The organism is Bradyrhizobium sp. SZCCHNR1093 (assembly GCF_032381175.1).
Lineage (GTDB): Bacteria > Pseudomonadota > Alphaproteobacteria > Rhizobiales > Xanthobacteraceae > Bradyrhizobium.
In genome coordinates, this window is sequence record NZ_JAUHJJ010000001.1 from 326,725 (window position 1) to 342,303 (window position 15,579).

At 65.9% G+C, this 15,579-nt stretch carries 14 protein-coding genes; 9 read left to right on the forward strand and 5 right to left on the reverse strand.

The genetic code is table 11. The features are described from left to right. Window positions 1-15: 15 nt before the first annotated feature. Together QX070_RS01665 and QX070_RS01670 are read right to left on the reverse strand one after the other, a co-directional pair. Entirely contained in the window at window positions 16-531 is a 516-nt protein-coding gene (locus QX070_RS01665; protein ID WP_315734235.1) for a hypothetical protein, read from the reverse strand. A gap of 130 nt (window positions 532-661) precedes the next feature. Continuing rightward, window positions 662-2,209, reverse strand: coding sequence for an acetolactate synthase large subunit (locus QX070_RS01670; RefSeq protein WP_315734237.1), 1,548 nt, complete (start codon window positions 2,207-2,209; stop codon window positions 662-664). A 278-nt stretch (window positions 2,210-2,487) separates the two neighbouring features. On the opposite strand from QX070_RS01670, the gene QX070_RS01675 reads away from it, so the two are divergent. After that, window positions 2,488-3,060 carry a L,D-transpeptidase gene (locus QX070_RS01675; RefSeq protein WP_315734239.1) on the forward strand — a complete coding sequence of 191 codons (573 nt, stop codon included), beginning with the start codon at window positions 2,488-2,490 and terminating at the stop codon, window positions 3,058-3,060. 122 nt (window positions 3,061-3,182) lie between these two features. Then, on the forward strand, window positions 3,183-3,923 hold the full coding sequence (locus QX070_RS01680; protein WP_315735670.1) for a DUF2927 domain-containing protein: 741 nt from the start codon (window positions 3,183-3,185) through the stop codon (window positions 3,921-3,923). A gap of 219 nt (window positions 3,924-4,142) precedes the next feature. On the opposite strand, the gene QX070_RS01685 is transcribed toward QX070_RS01680, so the two are convergent. The 3 genes from QX070_RS01685 to QX070_RS01695 form a co-directional block, all read right to left on the reverse strand. Beyond that, complete coding sequence (locus QX070_RS01685) at window positions 4,143-5,288, reverse strand: M48 family metallopeptidase (protein WP_315734241.1); 1,146 nt, start codon at window positions 5,286-5,288, stop codon at window positions 4,143-4,145. Beyond that, window positions 5,263-6,396: a DUF898 family protein gene (locus QX070_RS01690; protein ID WP_315735672.1), complete on the reverse strand. Its 1,134-nt coding sequence runs from the start codon at window positions 6,394-6,396 to the stop codon at window positions 5,263-5,265. The genes QX070_RS01685 and QX070_RS01690 overlap by 26 nt, the downstream gene beginning before the upstream one ends. A 208-nt stretch (window positions 6,397-6,604) precedes the next feature. Continuing rightward, entirely contained in the window at window positions 6,605-7,777 is a 1,173-nt protein-coding gene (locus QX070_RS01695) for an isovaleryl-CoA dehydrogenase (protein ID WP_315734243.1), read from the reverse strand. A 218-nt stretch (window positions 7,778-7,995) separates the two neighbouring features. Between QX070_RS01695 and QX070_RS01700 the strand changes: the two genes are divergently transcribed. From QX070_RS01700 to QX070_RS01730, 7 genes are all read left to right on the forward strand, one after another. After that, window positions 7,996-9,291, forward strand: a complete 1,296-nt coding sequence (locus tag QX070_RS01700) for a cytochrome P450 (RefSeq protein ID WP_315734245.1) — start codon at window positions 7,996-7,998, stop codon at window positions 9,289-9,291. A 221-nt stretch (window positions 9,292-9,512) separates the two neighbouring features. Beyond that, window positions 9,513-10,784 (forward strand): cytochrome P450, encoded by a 1,272-nt coding sequence (locus tag QX070_RS01705; protein ID WP_315734247.1) that lies wholly within the window; start codon window positions 9,513-9,515, stop codon window positions 10,782-10,784. Between the two features lie 288 nt (window positions 10,785-11,072). Then, window positions 11,073-11,618, forward strand: coding sequence for a thiamine pyrophosphate-binding protein (locus QX070_RS01710; RefSeq protein ID WP_315734249.1), 546 nt, complete (start codon window positions 11,073-11,075; stop codon window positions 11,616-11,618). Next, window positions 11,618-12,199 (forward strand): thiamine pyrophosphate-dependent enzyme, encoded by a 582-nt coding sequence (locus QX070_RS01715; RefSeq protein ID WP_315734251.1) that lies wholly within the window; start codon window positions 11,618-11,620, stop codon window positions 12,197-12,199. The genes QX070_RS01710 and QX070_RS01715 overlap by 1 nt, the downstream gene beginning before the upstream one ends. A gap of 162 nt (window positions 12,200-12,361) precedes the next feature. Continuing rightward, on the forward strand, window positions 12,362-13,528 hold the full coding sequence (locus tag QX070_RS01720) for an acyl-CoA dehydrogenase family protein (protein ID WP_315734253.1): 1,167 nt from the start codon (window positions 12,362-12,364) through the stop codon (window positions 13,526-13,528). A 9-nt stretch (window positions 13,529-13,537) separates the two neighbouring features. Beyond that, on the forward strand, window positions 13,538-14,650 hold the full coding sequence (locus tag QX070_RS01725) for a CaiB/BaiF CoA-transferase family protein (protein ID WP_315734255.1): 1,113 nt from the start codon (window positions 13,538-13,540) through the stop codon (window positions 14,648-14,650). 2 nt (window positions 14,651-14,652) lie between these two features. Next, on the forward strand, window positions 14,653-15,501 hold the full coding sequence (locus tag QX070_RS01730) for a MaoC family dehydratase N-terminal domain-containing protein (protein ID WP_315734257.1): 849 nt from the start codon (window positions 14,653-14,655) through the stop codon (window positions 15,499-15,501). Window positions 15,502-15,579 lie beyond the last annotated feature (78 nt).

A 15,579-nucleotide genomic window follows, 5' to 3' on the forward strand; every position in this document is an offset into this window, starting at 1 on the left:
CTTCTGCGAGATGTCTCAGCCGGCGGCGAGTCCCATCTGCTGCAATCGCCCCGCGAACCAGGCCGACAGTCCCGGATCGATCCGGGCGCCGACATAGACCTCCGGCGTGATCACGCTGCGGCGGTCGAGAATCACCAGCACGCCGATCCAATAGGCGAACCACAGATGCGGATCGGTCAGCGCCATCAGCTTGTGGCGGTCATGCGCCAGCGGCTGGTGGTTGCCGGCCTTGCGGACCTCGATCGCCAGCAGATTGTCGGGCACGGCACGCTTGTGCACGACGATGTCCGGGTAGACCGATTTGCCCAGCTCATCGTCGGTCGAGACGATGGTGCCACGCGGCAGCAGCATGGCGCGGTCGCCGAGCCGATTGTAATCGCAATCGACATCCCACCCCAGGAAGTTGCGTTCGAGATGCACCGCCAGCCGATGCGTCAAGGCGCGCTCGCCGAGATCACGGTCGAGGATGAAGCGCTCGCGCGCATAGAACTCCTGCAGCGCAGAGATCAGCCGGTTCAATTCACTGTGCATGCCGCTCAGATACAGGAGAGAAGGACACCTCACCATCAACACGCGATCGGCGTGAGTCGCCAACCCCATAAATGAGGCGATGCGCCTTCCCTCGGCCGGCGGCCGTTTTGCGGCCGCCAGCGTTGCGGATTTACATCTGCACTTCGATCAGGCGCGGGCCATATTCGGCATTGGCCTCGGCCAGCGCGGCATTGAACTCGTCAGCCGAGGTGACGGCGCGGCCGGGGACGCCCATGCCCTTCGCCATGGCGACGAAGTCGAGCGTCGGGCGGTCGATCTTGAGCATGTCCTGGGCGCGCTGGCCCGGCTCGCCGGCGCCGACGCCGTCGAACTCGCCGCGCAGGATCTGGTAGATCCTGTTGGCGAACACCACCGTGACGACGTTGAGGTTCTCGCGCGCCTGGGTCCACAGCGACTGGATCGTGTACATCGCGCTGCCGTCGCCCACGAGGCACATGACCTTGCGGTCCGGGCAGGCCACCGCGGCGCCGGTCGCGACGGGGGTCGAGAAGCCGATCGAGCCGCCCATGTTCTGCAGCCAGTCATGCGGCTTGGCGGCCGCCGTCGGCGGGAAGAAGCCGCGGCCCGTGGTGATGGATTCGTCGACGATGATCGCGTTCTCCGGGATCGCATAGGCGATCGCCTGGGCGATGGTGGTGTGGTTCAACGCGCCGGTGGGCTTGATCAGCTCGGCGAGCGGCTGCGGCTTAACGTCGGCGGCCTTGGCGCCGAGATGGCCGGCGAGCGCCTCGAGGGCGGCGGCCGAGTTCTCGCCCCAGGCGGTCATGCGGTGCACCTCGGTGCCCTCGGCCTTGAGCATGCTCGGCTTGTTCGGATAGGCGAAGAAGGCGACGGGGTCGTTGGCCTCGACCAGCACGATATGCTTGTAGTTCTTCAGGATCGGCAGCGCCTGCTCGATCACGTAAGGGATGCGGTCGATCGAGAACCGTCCGGCGCCGCGCGCCATGCGCGGGTGATAGGTCTGGCCCATCACGCGGCAGCCGGTCTTGCCGGCGATCTGCTGGGCGAAGGTCAGAGCCTGCTCGGTCAATGCGCCCGCTGTCATCAGCACCAGCGTCTCGGGGCCGTGGGCGTGCAGGATCTTCGCGGCCTTCTCGACCGCGTCAGCCGAATAGCTCGGGCGCTGCGCCTCTCCCGGAACCTGGGCAATGCCGTCGACCTCGTTCCAGGCGGTGTCAGCGGGCAGGATCAGGGTGGCGATCTGCGGCGGCGCGCTCTTGGCGGCGGCGATCGCGGCGGCGCCGTCGGCAGCCACGGCCTTGGCGCTCGGCGAGGTCCGCACCCAATCGGACATCGGCCGCGCCAGGCCCTCGATGTCCGAGGTCAGCGGCGCATTGAAGCCGATGTGGTAGGTCGCGTGCTGGCCGACGATGTTGACGATGCCCGAGCGCGCCTTCTTGGCGTTGTGCAGGTTGGCGAGGCCGTTGGCCAGGCCAGGACCGAGATGGAGAAGCGTCGAGGCCGGCGTGCCCTTCATGCGGAAATAGCCATCTGCGGCGCCGGTCACCACGCCCTCGAACAGGCCGAGCACGCAGCGCATGCCCTCGACGCGGTCGAGCGCGGCGACGAAGTGCATTTCGGAGGTGCCCGGATTGGTAAAGCAGACGTCAACGCCCCCTGCGACCAGGGTCCGTACCAGGCTTTCCGCACCGTTCATCATGTTCTCCTGCTGATTCCGCGCACTATTTGCAATGCCGGGCAGATCAATCATTGTTCGCCCGCGGCGTCAAAGGGGCTGGCCGCATTGCTGCCATCGCCACGGTGCTCATGCGCGGGCTTGGCTAACAGGATGTTGGTCCAGGACGCGCGCGATTGTCCGTGGGATTTGGGTCACGGACCGTCGCCACATACCGGCCTCACGCCGCCGTGGGTTGCGAAGTGCAACCGTTTATGGCCTGTCTGCGAACGGAATTTGATGTTTGCCAGGGGACGGAAATGAAGCGCTGTTTGGCTTTGGGAATTGCTGCGGTCGCGTCGGTGGCAAGCGCCGGGATGGCGCGGGCGGAAATGTTCGACACCAGGGACCTCTTCGGCGGCGGGCCGAACTTCTATCAGAGCGGTGTCAGCCCGATTCCGCGCCAGACCGTGATGTTCCAGAGCCAGTATGCGCCAGGCACCATCGTCGTGAGCACCAGTGAGCGCCGGCTCTATCTGGTCCTGCCGGGCGGCCAGGCGCTGCGCTACGGCATCGGCGTCGGCCGTGACGGGTTCCGCTGGAGCGGCGTGCACCGCATCTCCGCCAAGAAGGAATGGCCGGCCTGGACCCCGCCGTCGCAGATGCTGCGGCGCCGGCCCGACCTGCCGCGCCACATGGCCGGCGGCATCGAGAACCCGCTCGGCGCGCGCGCAATGTATCTCGGTTCAACGCTGTACCGAATCCACGGCTCGAACGAGCCCGAGACGATCGGCCAGGCGGTATCGTCGGGCTGCTTCCGCATGACCAATGACGACGTCGCCGACCTCTACGACCGCGTCTCGGTTGGCACGACCGTGATCGTCAAGAACTAGAGCCGCACTCGACCACGACGATGAGGCAATGTCACAGCGCGCATCCTCGCCACGAGCATCCGTGCTCCTGGCGCCCCCTGCGGAGCGCGGTGGCGGCCGCGCTGGCTGCGCTTGTGACCGCGATGGTCCCGCTGCCGGCGTCGACCACCGAAATTCCGGCGATCGCCGCCCGCCAGCGCATCGAGAAGAAGAGCTTCACCGACGCCGAGATCACCGACGGCTTCTTCAAGACCGCGTTCGGCGCCGAGTATCACCTGGCGGGCCGGGTCGACCGCATCCGGAAGTACAGCGCACCGGTGCGGGTGTTCGCCGATGGCCGCCGCGCCGATCGCAAGGCGCAGCTCGCCAAGGTCGTCAGCGACATCGCCGCGCGCATCCGCAACCTCGACATTGCGATGACCGACACCGACGGCGACGCCAATGTCCGCGTCAAGCTGGTACGCGACCGCGATCTCTACCACACCATCAGCCAGTCCTATGGCAGCGAGCGCGCGCGCGAGATCAAGACCTCGCTGGATCCGCAATGCCTGTCCGGCTTCCGCAAGAACGAGGCGTTCGAGATCGAGCATTCCGACGTCATCCTCACCGTCGACAACGGCGATTTCGTCTTTCTCGACTGCGCCTATGAGGAGCTCCTGCAGTCGCTCGGGCCGATCAACGACACTTCGAGCGTGCCCTGGACCATGTTCAACGACAACGTCTCGATGGGCTATTTCGACGTCTACGACCAGTACATCCTCAACCTGCTGTACGATCCGCGCGTCAAGGCCGGCATGACGCTCGCCGAGGTCAAGGCGGTGCTGCCGGACGTGCTGGCCGATGTGCGGGCCTGGGTGAAGAAGACGAACAATCTGGCGGAATAGGTGTCGGCGCTGCCATCTCACCAGCAGTGCCGTCGCTCAACCCGCGTCGAAGCAGACGCGCACCGCTCTCACCCCGTCATTGCGAGCGCAGCGAAGCAATCCAGAATCTTGCCGCCGAGGACATCTGGATTGCTTCGCTGCGCGCTGCGCTCGCAATGACGGATGAGAGAGGGTCGATCGTCCCGACGAGCCGTGCGTGAGGCGCCGGATCGCCGGCGGCTACTTGCAAATTCCCTTCAACGCCCGCCACTCGTCCGCACTCAGCAGCGGCGGGCCGCTCGGCGGCCGGTCCTCGGCGCGCATGCGGGCGAGACGGTCCTCGCTGAGCGGATGGCTGGCCCACAGCGACGGGCGCTTGCCATCCTCCTTGCCGGTGATGCGAAACAGCAATTCGCCCATCGGGCGCGTCGGCCGTCCGAGCTTGTGCATCACGTCGATCGCGAAACCGTCCGCCGCCGCCTCCGCCTCGCGCGAATAGGACGCATTGATCATGGCCCGCGAGGCGAAGATCGCCGCGCCCGCGCCGGTGACGTCGCCGAACAGCAGACCGATCAGGAATGAGCTGCCGCCATTGTGGATCAGCTGCCGCAGGTTGTCGCGGTGCTTGAGGTGGCCGAGCTCATGCGCCAGCACGCCGGCGACCTCGTCGGGGTCATTGGCCTTGTCGAGCAGCCCCCTGAACAGGAAGAATTGCCCGCCCGGCAGCGCGAAGGCGTTGGGGATCGGCGTGTCCAGCACCTGCGACGCGATGCTGTCGTCGAGGCCGGCGGGGCGGCGCAGCGCCGTGACCAGCTTGGCGAACGCGGCCTGCCCGGCCGCCTCGCTGCAAAGCTTGTCGCCGAACACGGTCTGGATCTGCACCACGGCGGCCTCGCCGAGATGCCGCTCCATGGTCGGCGGCACCAAGGGCGTCAGCCGATCGGATGCGAACGGAATCACCACCAGCACGACGGCGACGATCGAGGCGACGGCGGCCAGCGACCAGCCGACGATGCGCGCGATGGCGCCGCGGGTCATCCTGTTCTGGTCGATATGGCTGCAGCGCGCGATCAGCTCGGCCGACAACGCCGCGTCGCGGATCTCCAGCCGTGCCAGCGGCGACGCCGACAGGCAGCTCACGCGCAGCGTGCCGCTCGGGCCGTCGACGCGGCGGATGTCGGCATAGGGCCAGGAGACGAAATTGTCCGCGCTGCGCATCACGAGCTGATTGGCGAAGCCGATCGTGACCGTCTGCCGCCGGTTGGACAGGCCGTCGAAATAGACCGCAGGGCCGCCGAGCGGAGCGGCCGGCTCGACCGGCGTGGCGGCGGCCGGCGCAGCAGCGGCCACCTGCCCGGGATCAGAATCCGGCGACGTCGAGTCCATCGGCAAATCCTTCGCCGAGCGCGCTGGCCAGATCGCCCTTGGCGGCGACATTGGCCATGGCCTCGATGCCATGCACTTGAACCGACTGCAGCACGGTCGCCCACATGTCGCGCACCAGATAGAGCCGCATCACGACGTTGAGCGCCAGGATCCAGGCGATGTAGCCCAATCCGACCAGCACCAGCATCGGCACGTTGTCGGACAGCGCCTGCGCCTGAGGCCGGCCGTCACTCCCCGGCCCCAGCAATCTGAGCATCAGTGCGGCGACACCGCCGAAATAGGCGCTGGAGGCGATCGACAGCAGAAACCACCAGCCGATCACCTTCCAATAGAGACCATAGAACGCATTGCCGGGCAGGTCCGATTCCAGACGCACGCCGCCGAAGCGAATGCCCGACAGCCACCAGCGCCACTCGATCGCTTTGAACTGCGCATAGACGAACGGAAACAACGGAAACAGCAGCAGCGCAAACGGCGCGATGACCCACAGATACCAGGCGCGCTTGAAGAACTCCCAGCCGCGTCCCTCGAAGTCGCCGCTGAGATCGCCATAGTGCGAATGTCGCATCTTGTAGCGCTCGAGCGCGGCGGCGCGCCACGGCCAGGCCAGCCCCAGCGTGACCACCGTCAACAAGGTCCACAACATGGCGCGCCCGGCATAGGCCCAGCCCGAACCCGTCATCCAGAACCGGATGCCGCGCCAGACCGTGCGCGTCAGCCGGTAGCGGCGCGCGCGGAAGATGGCGAACTGGCCGAAGGCGTAGAAGGCGATCACCAGCGGCACGCTGGCGAAGCCCTGGTAGCGCTCGGCCTCGACGCCGATGAGGAAATAGGCGAGATAGATCGGGACCAGGATCGCCATCGCGAACAGGAAGCCGATCAGGAGCTCCTTGCCGCGCCCGGTATATTCTGCGGCATCACCGTCGACAGCCGTGTTGACCCAGAGATGCCGGCGGATGTCGGTCGCGAGCCAGAACCGGTAGAAGCCCAGTGTGATCAGTTCGATGGCCGCCCCGCGGCTGACCAGCCGGAAGAACTCGCCACGCGCACCTGAGAAGGTGGCGGTGAGAGGCGGAAGCGGCGGCAGCTGCTCCGGAACGTAACTCATCTGGTTCACGGCTCAGGGCCTCCGACACACGCAAAAGATCTACAATATACCTCGATTGTTCGTCGCCGGGACGACTCCGAGGTTCGACGTATTTTCTACGCAAGTCGGCCGGAAAAAAACACCGGCCTCGACGAGGATGACTAAAATATCTGCATCCGGCCGGTTGGCGAACGCATGTCCCGCATGCGCCAACCGCTTGGTCGGCACCTCAAGACGTCTTGTCGAACAATTCCCGCCCGATCAGCATGCGCCGGATCTCGCTGGTGCCGGCGCCGATCTCGTAGAGCTTGGCGTCGCGCAGCAGCCGCCCGGTCGCATAGTCGTTGATGTAGCCGTTGCCGCCGAGCAGCTGGATCGCATCGAGCGCACATTGCGTCGCCTTTTCGGCGGCGAACAGAATCGCGCCCGCCGCGTCCTCGCGCGTGGTCTCGCCGCGATCGCAGGCCTTGGCCACCGCATAGACATAGGCGCGCGCGGCGTTCATCGTCGTGTACATGTCGGCGACCTTGCCCTGCACGAGCTGGAAGGTGCCGATCGGCTGGCCGAACTGCTTGCGCTCATGCACGTAAGGCAGCACAGCGTCCATGCAGGCCTGCATGATGCCGAGCGGACCTGCGGCGAGCACCGCGCGCTCGTAGTCGAGGCCACTCATCAGCACGTTGACGCCGCGGCCGACCTGCCCCAACACGTTCTCCTCCGGCACCTCGCAATCCTCGAACACCAGCTCGCAGGTGTCCGAGCCGCGCATGCCGAGCTTGTCGAGCTTCTGCGCGGTCGAGAAGCCCTTCATCCCCTTCTCGATGATGAAGGCAGTGATGCCGCGCGGGCCGCCCTGCGGATCGGTCTTGGCGTAGACCACCAGCGTTTCCGCGATCGGACCGTTGGTGATCCACATCTTGTTGCCGTTGAGGACGAAGCGATCACCCTTTTTGTCGGCGCGCGTCTTCATCGACACCACGTCGGAGCCGGCCTGCGGCTCGGACATCGCCAGCGACCCGACATGCTCGCCCGAGATCAGCTTCGGCAGATATTTGCGCTTCTGCGCCTCGTTGCCGTTGCGGCGGATCTGGTTGACGCAGAGATTGGAGTGGGCGCCGTAGGACAGGCCGACCGAGGCCGAGGCGCGCGAGATCTCCTCCATGGCGATGCAGTGCTCGAGATAGCCGAGACCCGCCCCGCCATACTCCTCCTCGACGGTGATGCCGTGCAGGCCGAGCTCGCCGATCCGGGGCCAGAGGTCGCGCGGAAACTGGTTGGAGCGGTCGATCTCGGCGGCGCGCGGCGCGATCTGCTCCTGCGAAAAGCTCGCCACCGTCTCGCGGATTGCGTCCGCAGTCTCGCCGAGATCGAAATTGAACATGCGCTGCGCGTTGGCGATCATGGGGCGGCCTCCTGCTAGTCTTCTGCTTTGCAACAATCGCTCAAAGCCATATTCCGTGACGTGGCGCTTGTCACGCCCGACGTCCGGACAAATACCAGCGTTGCGACGCAAGACCGGCCCGGCGGCCCAAACTCCGCGCTTGCCCCGCGCTCCCGGGCAGGATGTAATCGCGCCCGACATCGCCGGACAGCTAGAATCCGGCCATCAGGGAGACGTCCATGCACGGGACCACCACGACGGCCGAGGCACAGCGACACGCCGCAGCAGGCGACCGCGTCAACGACGCGGCCGCCAGTCGCGCCGCATCGTTGCCGCTCGCCGAATTCGACCCCGGTCATCCGGAGTTGTTCCGTACCGACACGCACTGGCCCTATTTCGACCGGCTGCGTCGCGAGGATCCGGTGCACTACTGCAAGGAGTCGATGTTCGGCCCCTACTGGTCGATCACCCGCTACGACGACATCATGGAGATCGAGACCAACCACGCGGTGTTCTCCTCGGCGTCCGCGCTCGGCGGCATCACCATTCGCGACGTCGACCCCGACCTGCGCCGCGAGAGCTTCATCGCGATGGATCCGCCGCGCCATGCCGCGCAGCGCAAGACCGTGGCGCCGATGTTCACGCCGACACATCTCGACGAGCTCGCGATCAACATCCGCAAGCGCTCCGCCGAATGCCTGGACAATCTGCCTGTTGGCGAGGTGTTCGACTGGGTCGATCGTGTCTCGATCGAGCTGACCACGCAGATGCTGGCGGTGCTGTTCGACTTCCCCTGGGAGGACCGCCGCAAGCTGACGCGCTGGTCGGATATCGCGACCACCATCCCGGGTCCGGACGGGCTGGTCGCGACCGAGGATGAAAGGCAGGCCGAGCTGATGGACTGCGCGCGCTATTTCGCGCGGCTCTGGCAGGAGCGCGTCAACCAGCCGCCGAAGAGCGACCTGCTGTCGATGATGGCCCACAGCGAGGCGACGCGGAACATGGATCCGAAGAACTTCCTCGGCAATCTCGTGCTCCTGATTGTCGGCGGCAACGACACCACGCGCAACACCATGTCCGGCAGCATCTATGCGCTCAGCCAGAACCCGGATCAGTACCGCAAGCTCAAGGATAACCCCGCGCTGATCGACAGCTTCGTCCCCGAGGTCATCCGCTGGCAGACCCCGCTCGCCCACATGCGCCGCACCGCGCTTTTCGACATCGAGTTCCGTGGCAAGCAGATCAAGAAAGGCGACAAGGTCGTGATGTGGTATGTCTCGGGCAACCGCGACGAGGCCGCCATCGAACGCCCCTACGACTTCATCATCGACCGTATCAGACCGCGTCAGCATCTGTCGTTCGGCTTCGGCATCCACCGCTGCGTCGGCTTGCGATTGGCCGAACTGCAACTCAAGATCATCTGGGAGGAAATCCTGAAGCGATTCGATCATATCGACGTGATGGAGGAGCCAAAGCGGGTCTATTCGAGCTTCGTGAAGGGATATGAGGCATTGCCGGTCAGGATTGCGGCTTAAGTTGTATTGAAGACGAATCGGGTCCGACACGAACGGTCCCGTAGGGTAGGCAAAGGCGGTCGCGCATCGCGCGAATGCTGTGCCCACCATCTTTCGATTGGCGCGAAACGCGGTGGGCACGCTTCGCTTTGCCCACCCTACGCGTCCTGCTCGCGACGACAGGCGAGCAGACTTATGACTTGTCTCGATTGTCGAGCGACTGTTTAGCAAAGGACGCCCCCATGACCGCCCAGGCCGCGCTTCGCTCCGATAAGGCCGATCTGCTGCGCGACGCGCGCCTCGAGGCCTATTCCACCCCGATCGAGGACTTCCATCCTGGCGCACCACGGCTGTTCCAGAACGACACGATCTGGCCGTGGTTCGAGCGGCTGCGCAAGGAGGCGCCGGTGCACTACTGCACCAAGGCGCCAATCGAGCCCTATTGGTCGGTGACGCGCTATCACGACATCATGCATGTCGACACCAACCACGCGATCTTCTCCTCGGACGTCAGCAATGGCGGGATCATGATCCGAGACGTGCCGCCCGGATACGAATGGCCGAGCTTCATCGCGATGGATGAGCCCCGCCATGGCGAGCAGCGCAAGACGGTGCAGCCGATGTTCACGCCGGACCATCTCGACGAGATGGCGGTACTGATCCGGCAGCGCTCGGCCAAGGTGTTGGATTCGCTGCCGCGCAACGAGACCTTCAACTGGGTCGAGAAGGTCTCGATCGAGCTGACCACGCAGATGCTGGCGACCCTGTTCGATTTCCCGTTCGAGGAACGCCGCAAGCTGACGCGCTGGTCCGACGTCTCGACCGCGCTGCCCAAAAGCGGCATCGTCTCGTCGGAGGAGGAGCGCCGCCGCGAGCTCGGCGAATGCGCCGAGACCTTCGGCCGGATGTGGAAGGCGCGCCAGGCCGAGCCTGGCCGCGACCTGATCTCGATGATGGCGCATAGCGAGGCGACGCGGCACATGACGCCGGACAATCTGATGGGCAACCTGATCCTGCTCATCGTCGGCGGCAACGACACCACGCGCAACACCATGACGGCATCGGTGCTGGCGCTGAACGAGAACCCGGCCGAGTATCAGAAGCTGCGCGACAATCCGGCACTGATCGAGACCATGGTGCCTGAGGTGATCCGCTGGCAGACGCCGCTCGCCCACATGCGCCGCACCGCGCTGGTCGATACCGAGCTCGGCGGGAAGACGATCAAGAAGGGCGACCGCGTCGTGATGTGGTACGTCTCGGGCAACCGCGACGGGGAGGTGATCGAGAATCCGGACGCCTTCATCATCGACCGCAAGCGGCCGCGCATCCATTTGTCATTCGGCTTCGGCATCCATCGCTGCGTCGGCATGCGGCTCGCCGAGCTGCAGCTGCGCATCGTCTGGCAGGAGATCCTCAAGCGCTTCGACCGTATCGAGGTCGTGGGCGAGCCGAAGCGGGTCTATTCCAGCTTCGTGCGCGGCTACGAGAGCCTGCCGGTGCGGATTCCCGGGTGAGCTCCAGTCGACCTCTTCCAAATGGACACTCGTTCAGTCGACCGAATTCGGGCCTCATGGTTCGAGACGCCGCTACGCGGCTCCTCACCATGAGGGTGAAGGCCCGCCTGGATGAGCGAGGCTCCAGACCCTCATGGTGAGGAGCGCCGCTTGCGGCGCGTCTCGAACCGTGGGGCCTTAGCTGCCTATAACGGCATGGCTGGGTCCACCGGGATTCAATGGGCTTCGACGGTCGTTTCTGGCTAAATCATCCGCTGCACCACGGGTGCACACGAACCACAGGACGCCATGGCCGCTTCCGATACACCAAGCCCCAGCCCCGACTGGCCGCTCGCCATCTACCAGGCGCTGAAGGCTGCCGACGTCCGGCAGCTCTGCTACGTCCCCGATGCCGGCCATTCCAGCCTGATCAGCCTCGCCCATGACGATCCCGCGATCGCCACCACGGTCCTCACCACCGAGGAGGAAGGTATCGCGCTCTCCGCCGGCGCCTGGCTCGGCGGCCAGCGCGCAGTGCTCCTGATGCAGTCGAGCGGCGTCGGCAATTGCGTCAACATGCTGTCGCTGCTGGCGAGCTGCCGCTTCCCGTTTCTCAGCTTCGTGACCATGCGCGGCGAATGGGCCGAGTTCAATCCGTGGCAGGTACCGATGGGCAAAGCGACGCAGGCGGCCTTCGAGATCATGGGCGTCACGGTGTTCCGGCTGGAACGTCCCGAGGACGCCGGCGAGATGGCGGCCGCTGCAGCGAGGCTCGCGTTCGACAGCGATCAGCCGATCGCGGTGCTGATCTCCCAGCGCATGATCGGCGCCAAGAAGTGGACGGAGGCGAAGTGATGGGAGCACCGCTCGACCGCCGCACCGCCGTCAAGGCGTTGCTCCATGATCGCGGCGATCTGCTGGTGATCAGCGGCCTCGGCTCGTCGTCCTACGACGTGTTCGCCGCGGGCGATCACGACGCGAACTTCTATCTCTGGGGCGCGATGGGCGGCGCGGCCATGATCGGCCTGGGTCTCGCACTGGCGCAGCCATCGCGCCCGGTCGTCGTCATCACCGGCGACGGCGAGCAACTGATGGGGCTCGGCAGCCTCGCGACCTCGGCGGCGAAGCAGCCGAAGAACCTCTCGATCGTCGTGCTCGACAACGCCCATTTCGGCGAGACCGGGATGCAGATGAGTCATTCCGGGCTCGGCGCGAAGCTGGAGCTGATTGCCGCGGGCGCCGGCTTTCCCTCGGTGAGCACGATCGAAACGCGTGCCGCACTCGACGCCTTCCGGCCGAAGCTGCGCGATCGGCAGGGTCCGCATTTCGCCCGCGTGACGATCTCGACCGATCATGTCGACCGCGCGTTGCCGCCGCGCGACGGCGTTTTCCTGAAGAGCCGCTTTCGCGGCCATCTCGGATTTCCCGTCAGCTAGAACGCGATCACCGCGCGGGCGCGCCATGCCGCTGGGGCGGGGCCGGACGCGCGCGGCGTGGTCATTCCCTGCTTGCCAAGGCTGGCATGCTTCGTCATAGGCTATGACGAACAAGCATAGGGAGACCGCGGGGCCGCGCGACAGCGGTCCGCGGAGCAGCGCATGACCGAACACCATCCGCACGACGATTATGCCGACATCCGCGACGCGGTGGCAAAGCTCTGCGCCCAGTTCCCCGGTGAGTATTGGCGCAAGCTCGATCGCGAGATGGCCTACCCGTCCGCCTTCGTGGATGCGCTGACACAGGCTGGCTATCTCTCCGTGCTGATCCCCGAGGAATATGGCGGCGCCGGCCTGAAGCTGTCGGCTGCGGCAGCGATCCTCGAAGAGATCCAGCGCGCCGGCTGCAATGGCGGCGGCTGTCATGCCCAGATGTACACGATGGGCACGGTGCTGCGTCATGGCAATGCCGAGCAGAAGGCCAAGTGGCTGCCAAAAGTCGCAAGCGGCGAATTGCGGCTGCAGGCGTTCGGCGTGACCGAGCCGACCTCGGGCACCGACACATCGTCGCTGAAGACCTTCGCCAGGCGCGACGGCGACAGCTACGTCGTCAACGGCCAGAAGATCTGGACCAGCCGCGCCGAATATTCCGACCTGATGATCCTCTTGGCGCGCACCACGCCGAAGGACCAGGCGCAGAAGCGCACCGACGGTCTCTCCGTCTTCATCGTCGACATGCGCGAGGCCAAGAAGGCCGGGCTCACCATCCGCCCGATCCGGACCATGATGAACCACGCCACGACGGAAGTCTTCTTCACCGACATGCGCGTGCCGGCGGAGAACCTGATCGGCGAGGAAGGCAAGGGCTTCCGCTACATCCTCTCCGGCATGAACGCCGAGCGCATCCTGATCGCGGCCGAATGCGTCGGCGATGCCAAATGGTTCATCGCGAAAGCCACCACCTATGCCAAGGAGCGCGTCGTGTTCGGCCGGCCGATCGGCCAGAACCAGGGCATCCAGTTCCCGATCGCCAAGGCCTATGCGTCGATGCGGGCCGCCGAGCTGATGGTCAAGGAAGCCACGCGCAAATACGAGGCCGGGCTCGACTGCGGCGCCGAGGCCAATATGGCCAAGATGCTCGCCGCCGACGCGTCGTTCGAGGCGGCCAATGCCTGCATCCAGACCCATGGCGGCTTCGGCTTCGCCGAGGAGTACGACGTCGAGCGCAAGTTCCGCGAGACGCGGCTGTATCAGGTGGCGCCGATCTCGACCAACCTCATCCTGTCCTACGTCGCCGAGCACGTGCTCGGCATGCCCAGGTCGTATTGAGGTCCTGCCATGCTGCCGCTTGAAGGGATCATTGTCGTCGCCGTCGAGCAGGCGGTGGCCGCGCCGTTCTGCTCGTCGCGTCTCGCCGATGCCGGCGCTCACGTGATCAAGATCGAGCGGCCCGAGGGCGATTTCGCCCGAGGCTACGACGCCGCCGCCAAGGGCCAGAGCAGCTACTTCGTCTGGCTCAACCGCGGCAAGGACTCCGTCATCGTCGACCTTTCAAAACCGGAAGGTCGCGCCGAGCTGGAGAAGCTGATCGCCGGCGCCGACGTTCTCTTGCAGAACCTCAAGCCCGGCTCGATGGACAAAATGGGCTTCGCCCGCGAGCGGCTGCGCCAGGACTATCCGAAGCTGATCTGCTGCACCATCACCGGCTACGGCGACTCCGGTCCCTATGCCGACCGCAAGGCTTATGACCTGCTGATCCAGGCCGAGAGCGGACTGGCCTCGATCACCGGCGGGCCGGATGGCCCCTCGCGCGTCGGCATGTCGATCGTCGATGTCGCGACCGGCGCGACGGCCCATGCCGCGATCCTCGAGGCGCTGATCAGGCGCAGCCGCACCGGCGAAGGCGCCGATATCAGGATCTCGATGTTCGACGTGATGGCCGACTGGCTCACGGTGCCCCTGCTCAACGCGGAAGCCGGCCATGCGCCAAAGCGCATCGGCCTCGCCCATCCCTCGATCGCGCCCTACGGCGTGTTCACCTCGAAGGACGGCAAGGACATCCTGATCTCGATCCAGAGCGAGCGCGAGTGGAAGACGCTGTGCGCCAAGGTGCTGGACCAGCCGGCCCTGCCCGACGACCCGCGCTTCGCCAACATGGTCGAACGCGTGCGCAATCGTGCGCTGACCGACGGCATCGTCGCCGAGCGCTTCGCGGCATTGTCGCGCGACGCGCTGCTGGCCAAGCTCGCCGCGGCCGACATCGCCTTCGCCGAGGTCAACAGCATGGCGGATCTCGCGGTCCATCCGCATCTGCGGCGCATCGAGGTGGACACGCCGAACGGCGTCGTCAGCTATCCCGCGCCGGCGGCGATCGTGGTCGGCGAGGACAGGCATTACGGCGCCGTGCCCGCGATCGGCGAGGCCGCTTCGCCCCATCAGCGCAAGGGATGATCATGACGGACACGCTCGATCTCGACCATCTCCGGCAATGGGTCGGCCGCAGCGCCGAGGCGACCGACATCGTCACCGCGCAGCTCACCAAGGGCCTGCGCGCGACGCTGTTCCAGGACATCGGCGAGCCGACAACCGGCGACATCGCGCCCTACACGGTGCATTGGTGCCTGGGCCAGCCCGTGTTTCCGCACGATCAGCTCGGCCCCGACGGCCATCCCACCCGCGGCGGCTTCCTGCCGCCGGTACCCTTGCCGCGCCGCATGTGGGCGGGCGGCGAGGTGCAGTTCATCGATCCCTTGCGCGTCGGCGATGTCGCCACCCGCGTCTCGACGATCTCAGACGTCACCCTGAAGAGCGGTTCGACCGGCCAGCTCTGCTTCGTCGCCGTCGAGCACGTCGTGACCACGCCGCGCGGTGTCGCGATCCGCGAGCGCCAGGACATCGTCTATCGCGACATGGGCGGGGCGCAGGCTGCGCCGGCAAAAGCGCCGCCGCCTCCACCGGTCGCGCAGCACAGCGAGACGCGTGTCTCCGATGCCGTGCTGCTGTTTCGCTATTCCGCCCTGACCTTCAACGGCCATCGCATCCATTACGACCGCGACTACGTCACCAAGGTCGAGGGCTATCCCGGACTGATCTTCCACGGACCTTTGCAGGCCGCGCTGCTGGTCGAGTTCGCCGCCAGCCTCAAGGGCAAGCCGCCGGCCAAGTTCGCCTATCGCGGCGTGCAGCCTTTGTTCGAGGGCAGCGCGTTCTCGGTGAATGCGAATGACAAGGATGGCGGCCTGGAGCTGTGGACCGCCAACGCCGAGCGCCAGCCGACGATGAAGGGCACGGCGAATTGGTGAAGTCGGTCTCGTCAATGCGAGCGAAGCGACGCAATCCAGAGTTCCACCCGCGACTCTGGATTGCTTCGTCGCTTCGCT

What these genes read in the sequence shown, in the direction of transcription:
- QX070_RS01665 (WP_315734235.1), bottom strand. Translation starts at nt 531, where the DNA reads ATGCACAGTGAATTGAACCGGCTGATCTCTGCGCTGCAGGAGTTCTAT.
- QX070_RS01670 (WP_315734237.1), bottom strand. Translation starts at nt 2,209, where the DNA reads ATGAACGGTGCGGAAAGCCTGGTACGGACCCTGGTCGCAGGGGGCGTT.
- QX070_RS01675 (WP_315734239.1), top strand. Translation starts at nt 2,488, where the DNA reads ATGAAGCGCTGTTTGGCTTTGGGAATTGCTGCGGTCGCGTCGGTGGCA.
- QX070_RS01680 (WP_315735670.1), top strand. Translation starts at nt 3,183, where the DNA reads ATGGTCCCGCTGCCGGCGTCGACCACCGAAATTCCGGCGATCGCCGCC.
- QX070_RS01685 (WP_315734241.1), bottom strand. Translation starts at nt 5,288, where the DNA reads ATGGACTCGACGTCGCCGGATTCTGATCCCGGGCAGGTGGCCGCTGCT.
- QX070_RS01690 (WP_315735672.1), bottom strand. Translation starts at nt 6,396, where the DNA reads ATGAGTTACGTTCCGGAGCAGCTGCCGCCGCTTCCGCCTCTCACCGCC.
- QX070_RS01695 (WP_315734243.1), bottom strand. Translation starts at nt 7,777, where the DNA reads ATGATCGCCAACGCGCAGCGCATGTTCAATTTCGATCTCGGCGAGACT.
- QX070_RS01700 (WP_315734245.1), top strand. Translation starts at nt 7,996, where the DNA reads ATGCACGGGACCACCACGACGGCCGAGGCACAGCGACACGCCGCAGCA.
- QX070_RS01705 (WP_315734247.1), top strand. Translation starts at nt 9,513, where the DNA reads ATGACCGCCCAGGCCGCGCTTCGCTCCGATAAGGCCGATCTGCTGCGC.
- QX070_RS01710 (WP_315734249.1), top strand. Translation starts at nt 11,073, where the DNA reads ATGGCCGCTTCCGATACACCAAGCCCCAGCCCCGACTGGCCGCTCGCC.
- QX070_RS01715 (WP_315734251.1), top strand. Translation starts at nt 11,618, where the DNA reads ATGGGAGCACCGCTCGACCGCCGCACCGCCGTCAAGGCGTTGCTCCAT.
- QX070_RS01720 (WP_315734253.1), top strand. Translation starts at nt 12,362, where the DNA reads ATGACCGAACACCATCCGCACGACGATTATGCCGACATCCGCGACGCG.
- QX070_RS01725 (WP_315734255.1), top strand. Translation starts at nt 13,538, where the DNA reads ATGCTGCCGCTTGAAGGGATCATTGTCGTCGCCGTCGAGCAGGCGGTG.
- QX070_RS01730 (WP_315734257.1), top strand. Translation starts at nt 14,653, where the DNA reads ATGACGGACACGCTCGATCTCGACCATCTCCGGCAATGGGTCGGCCGC.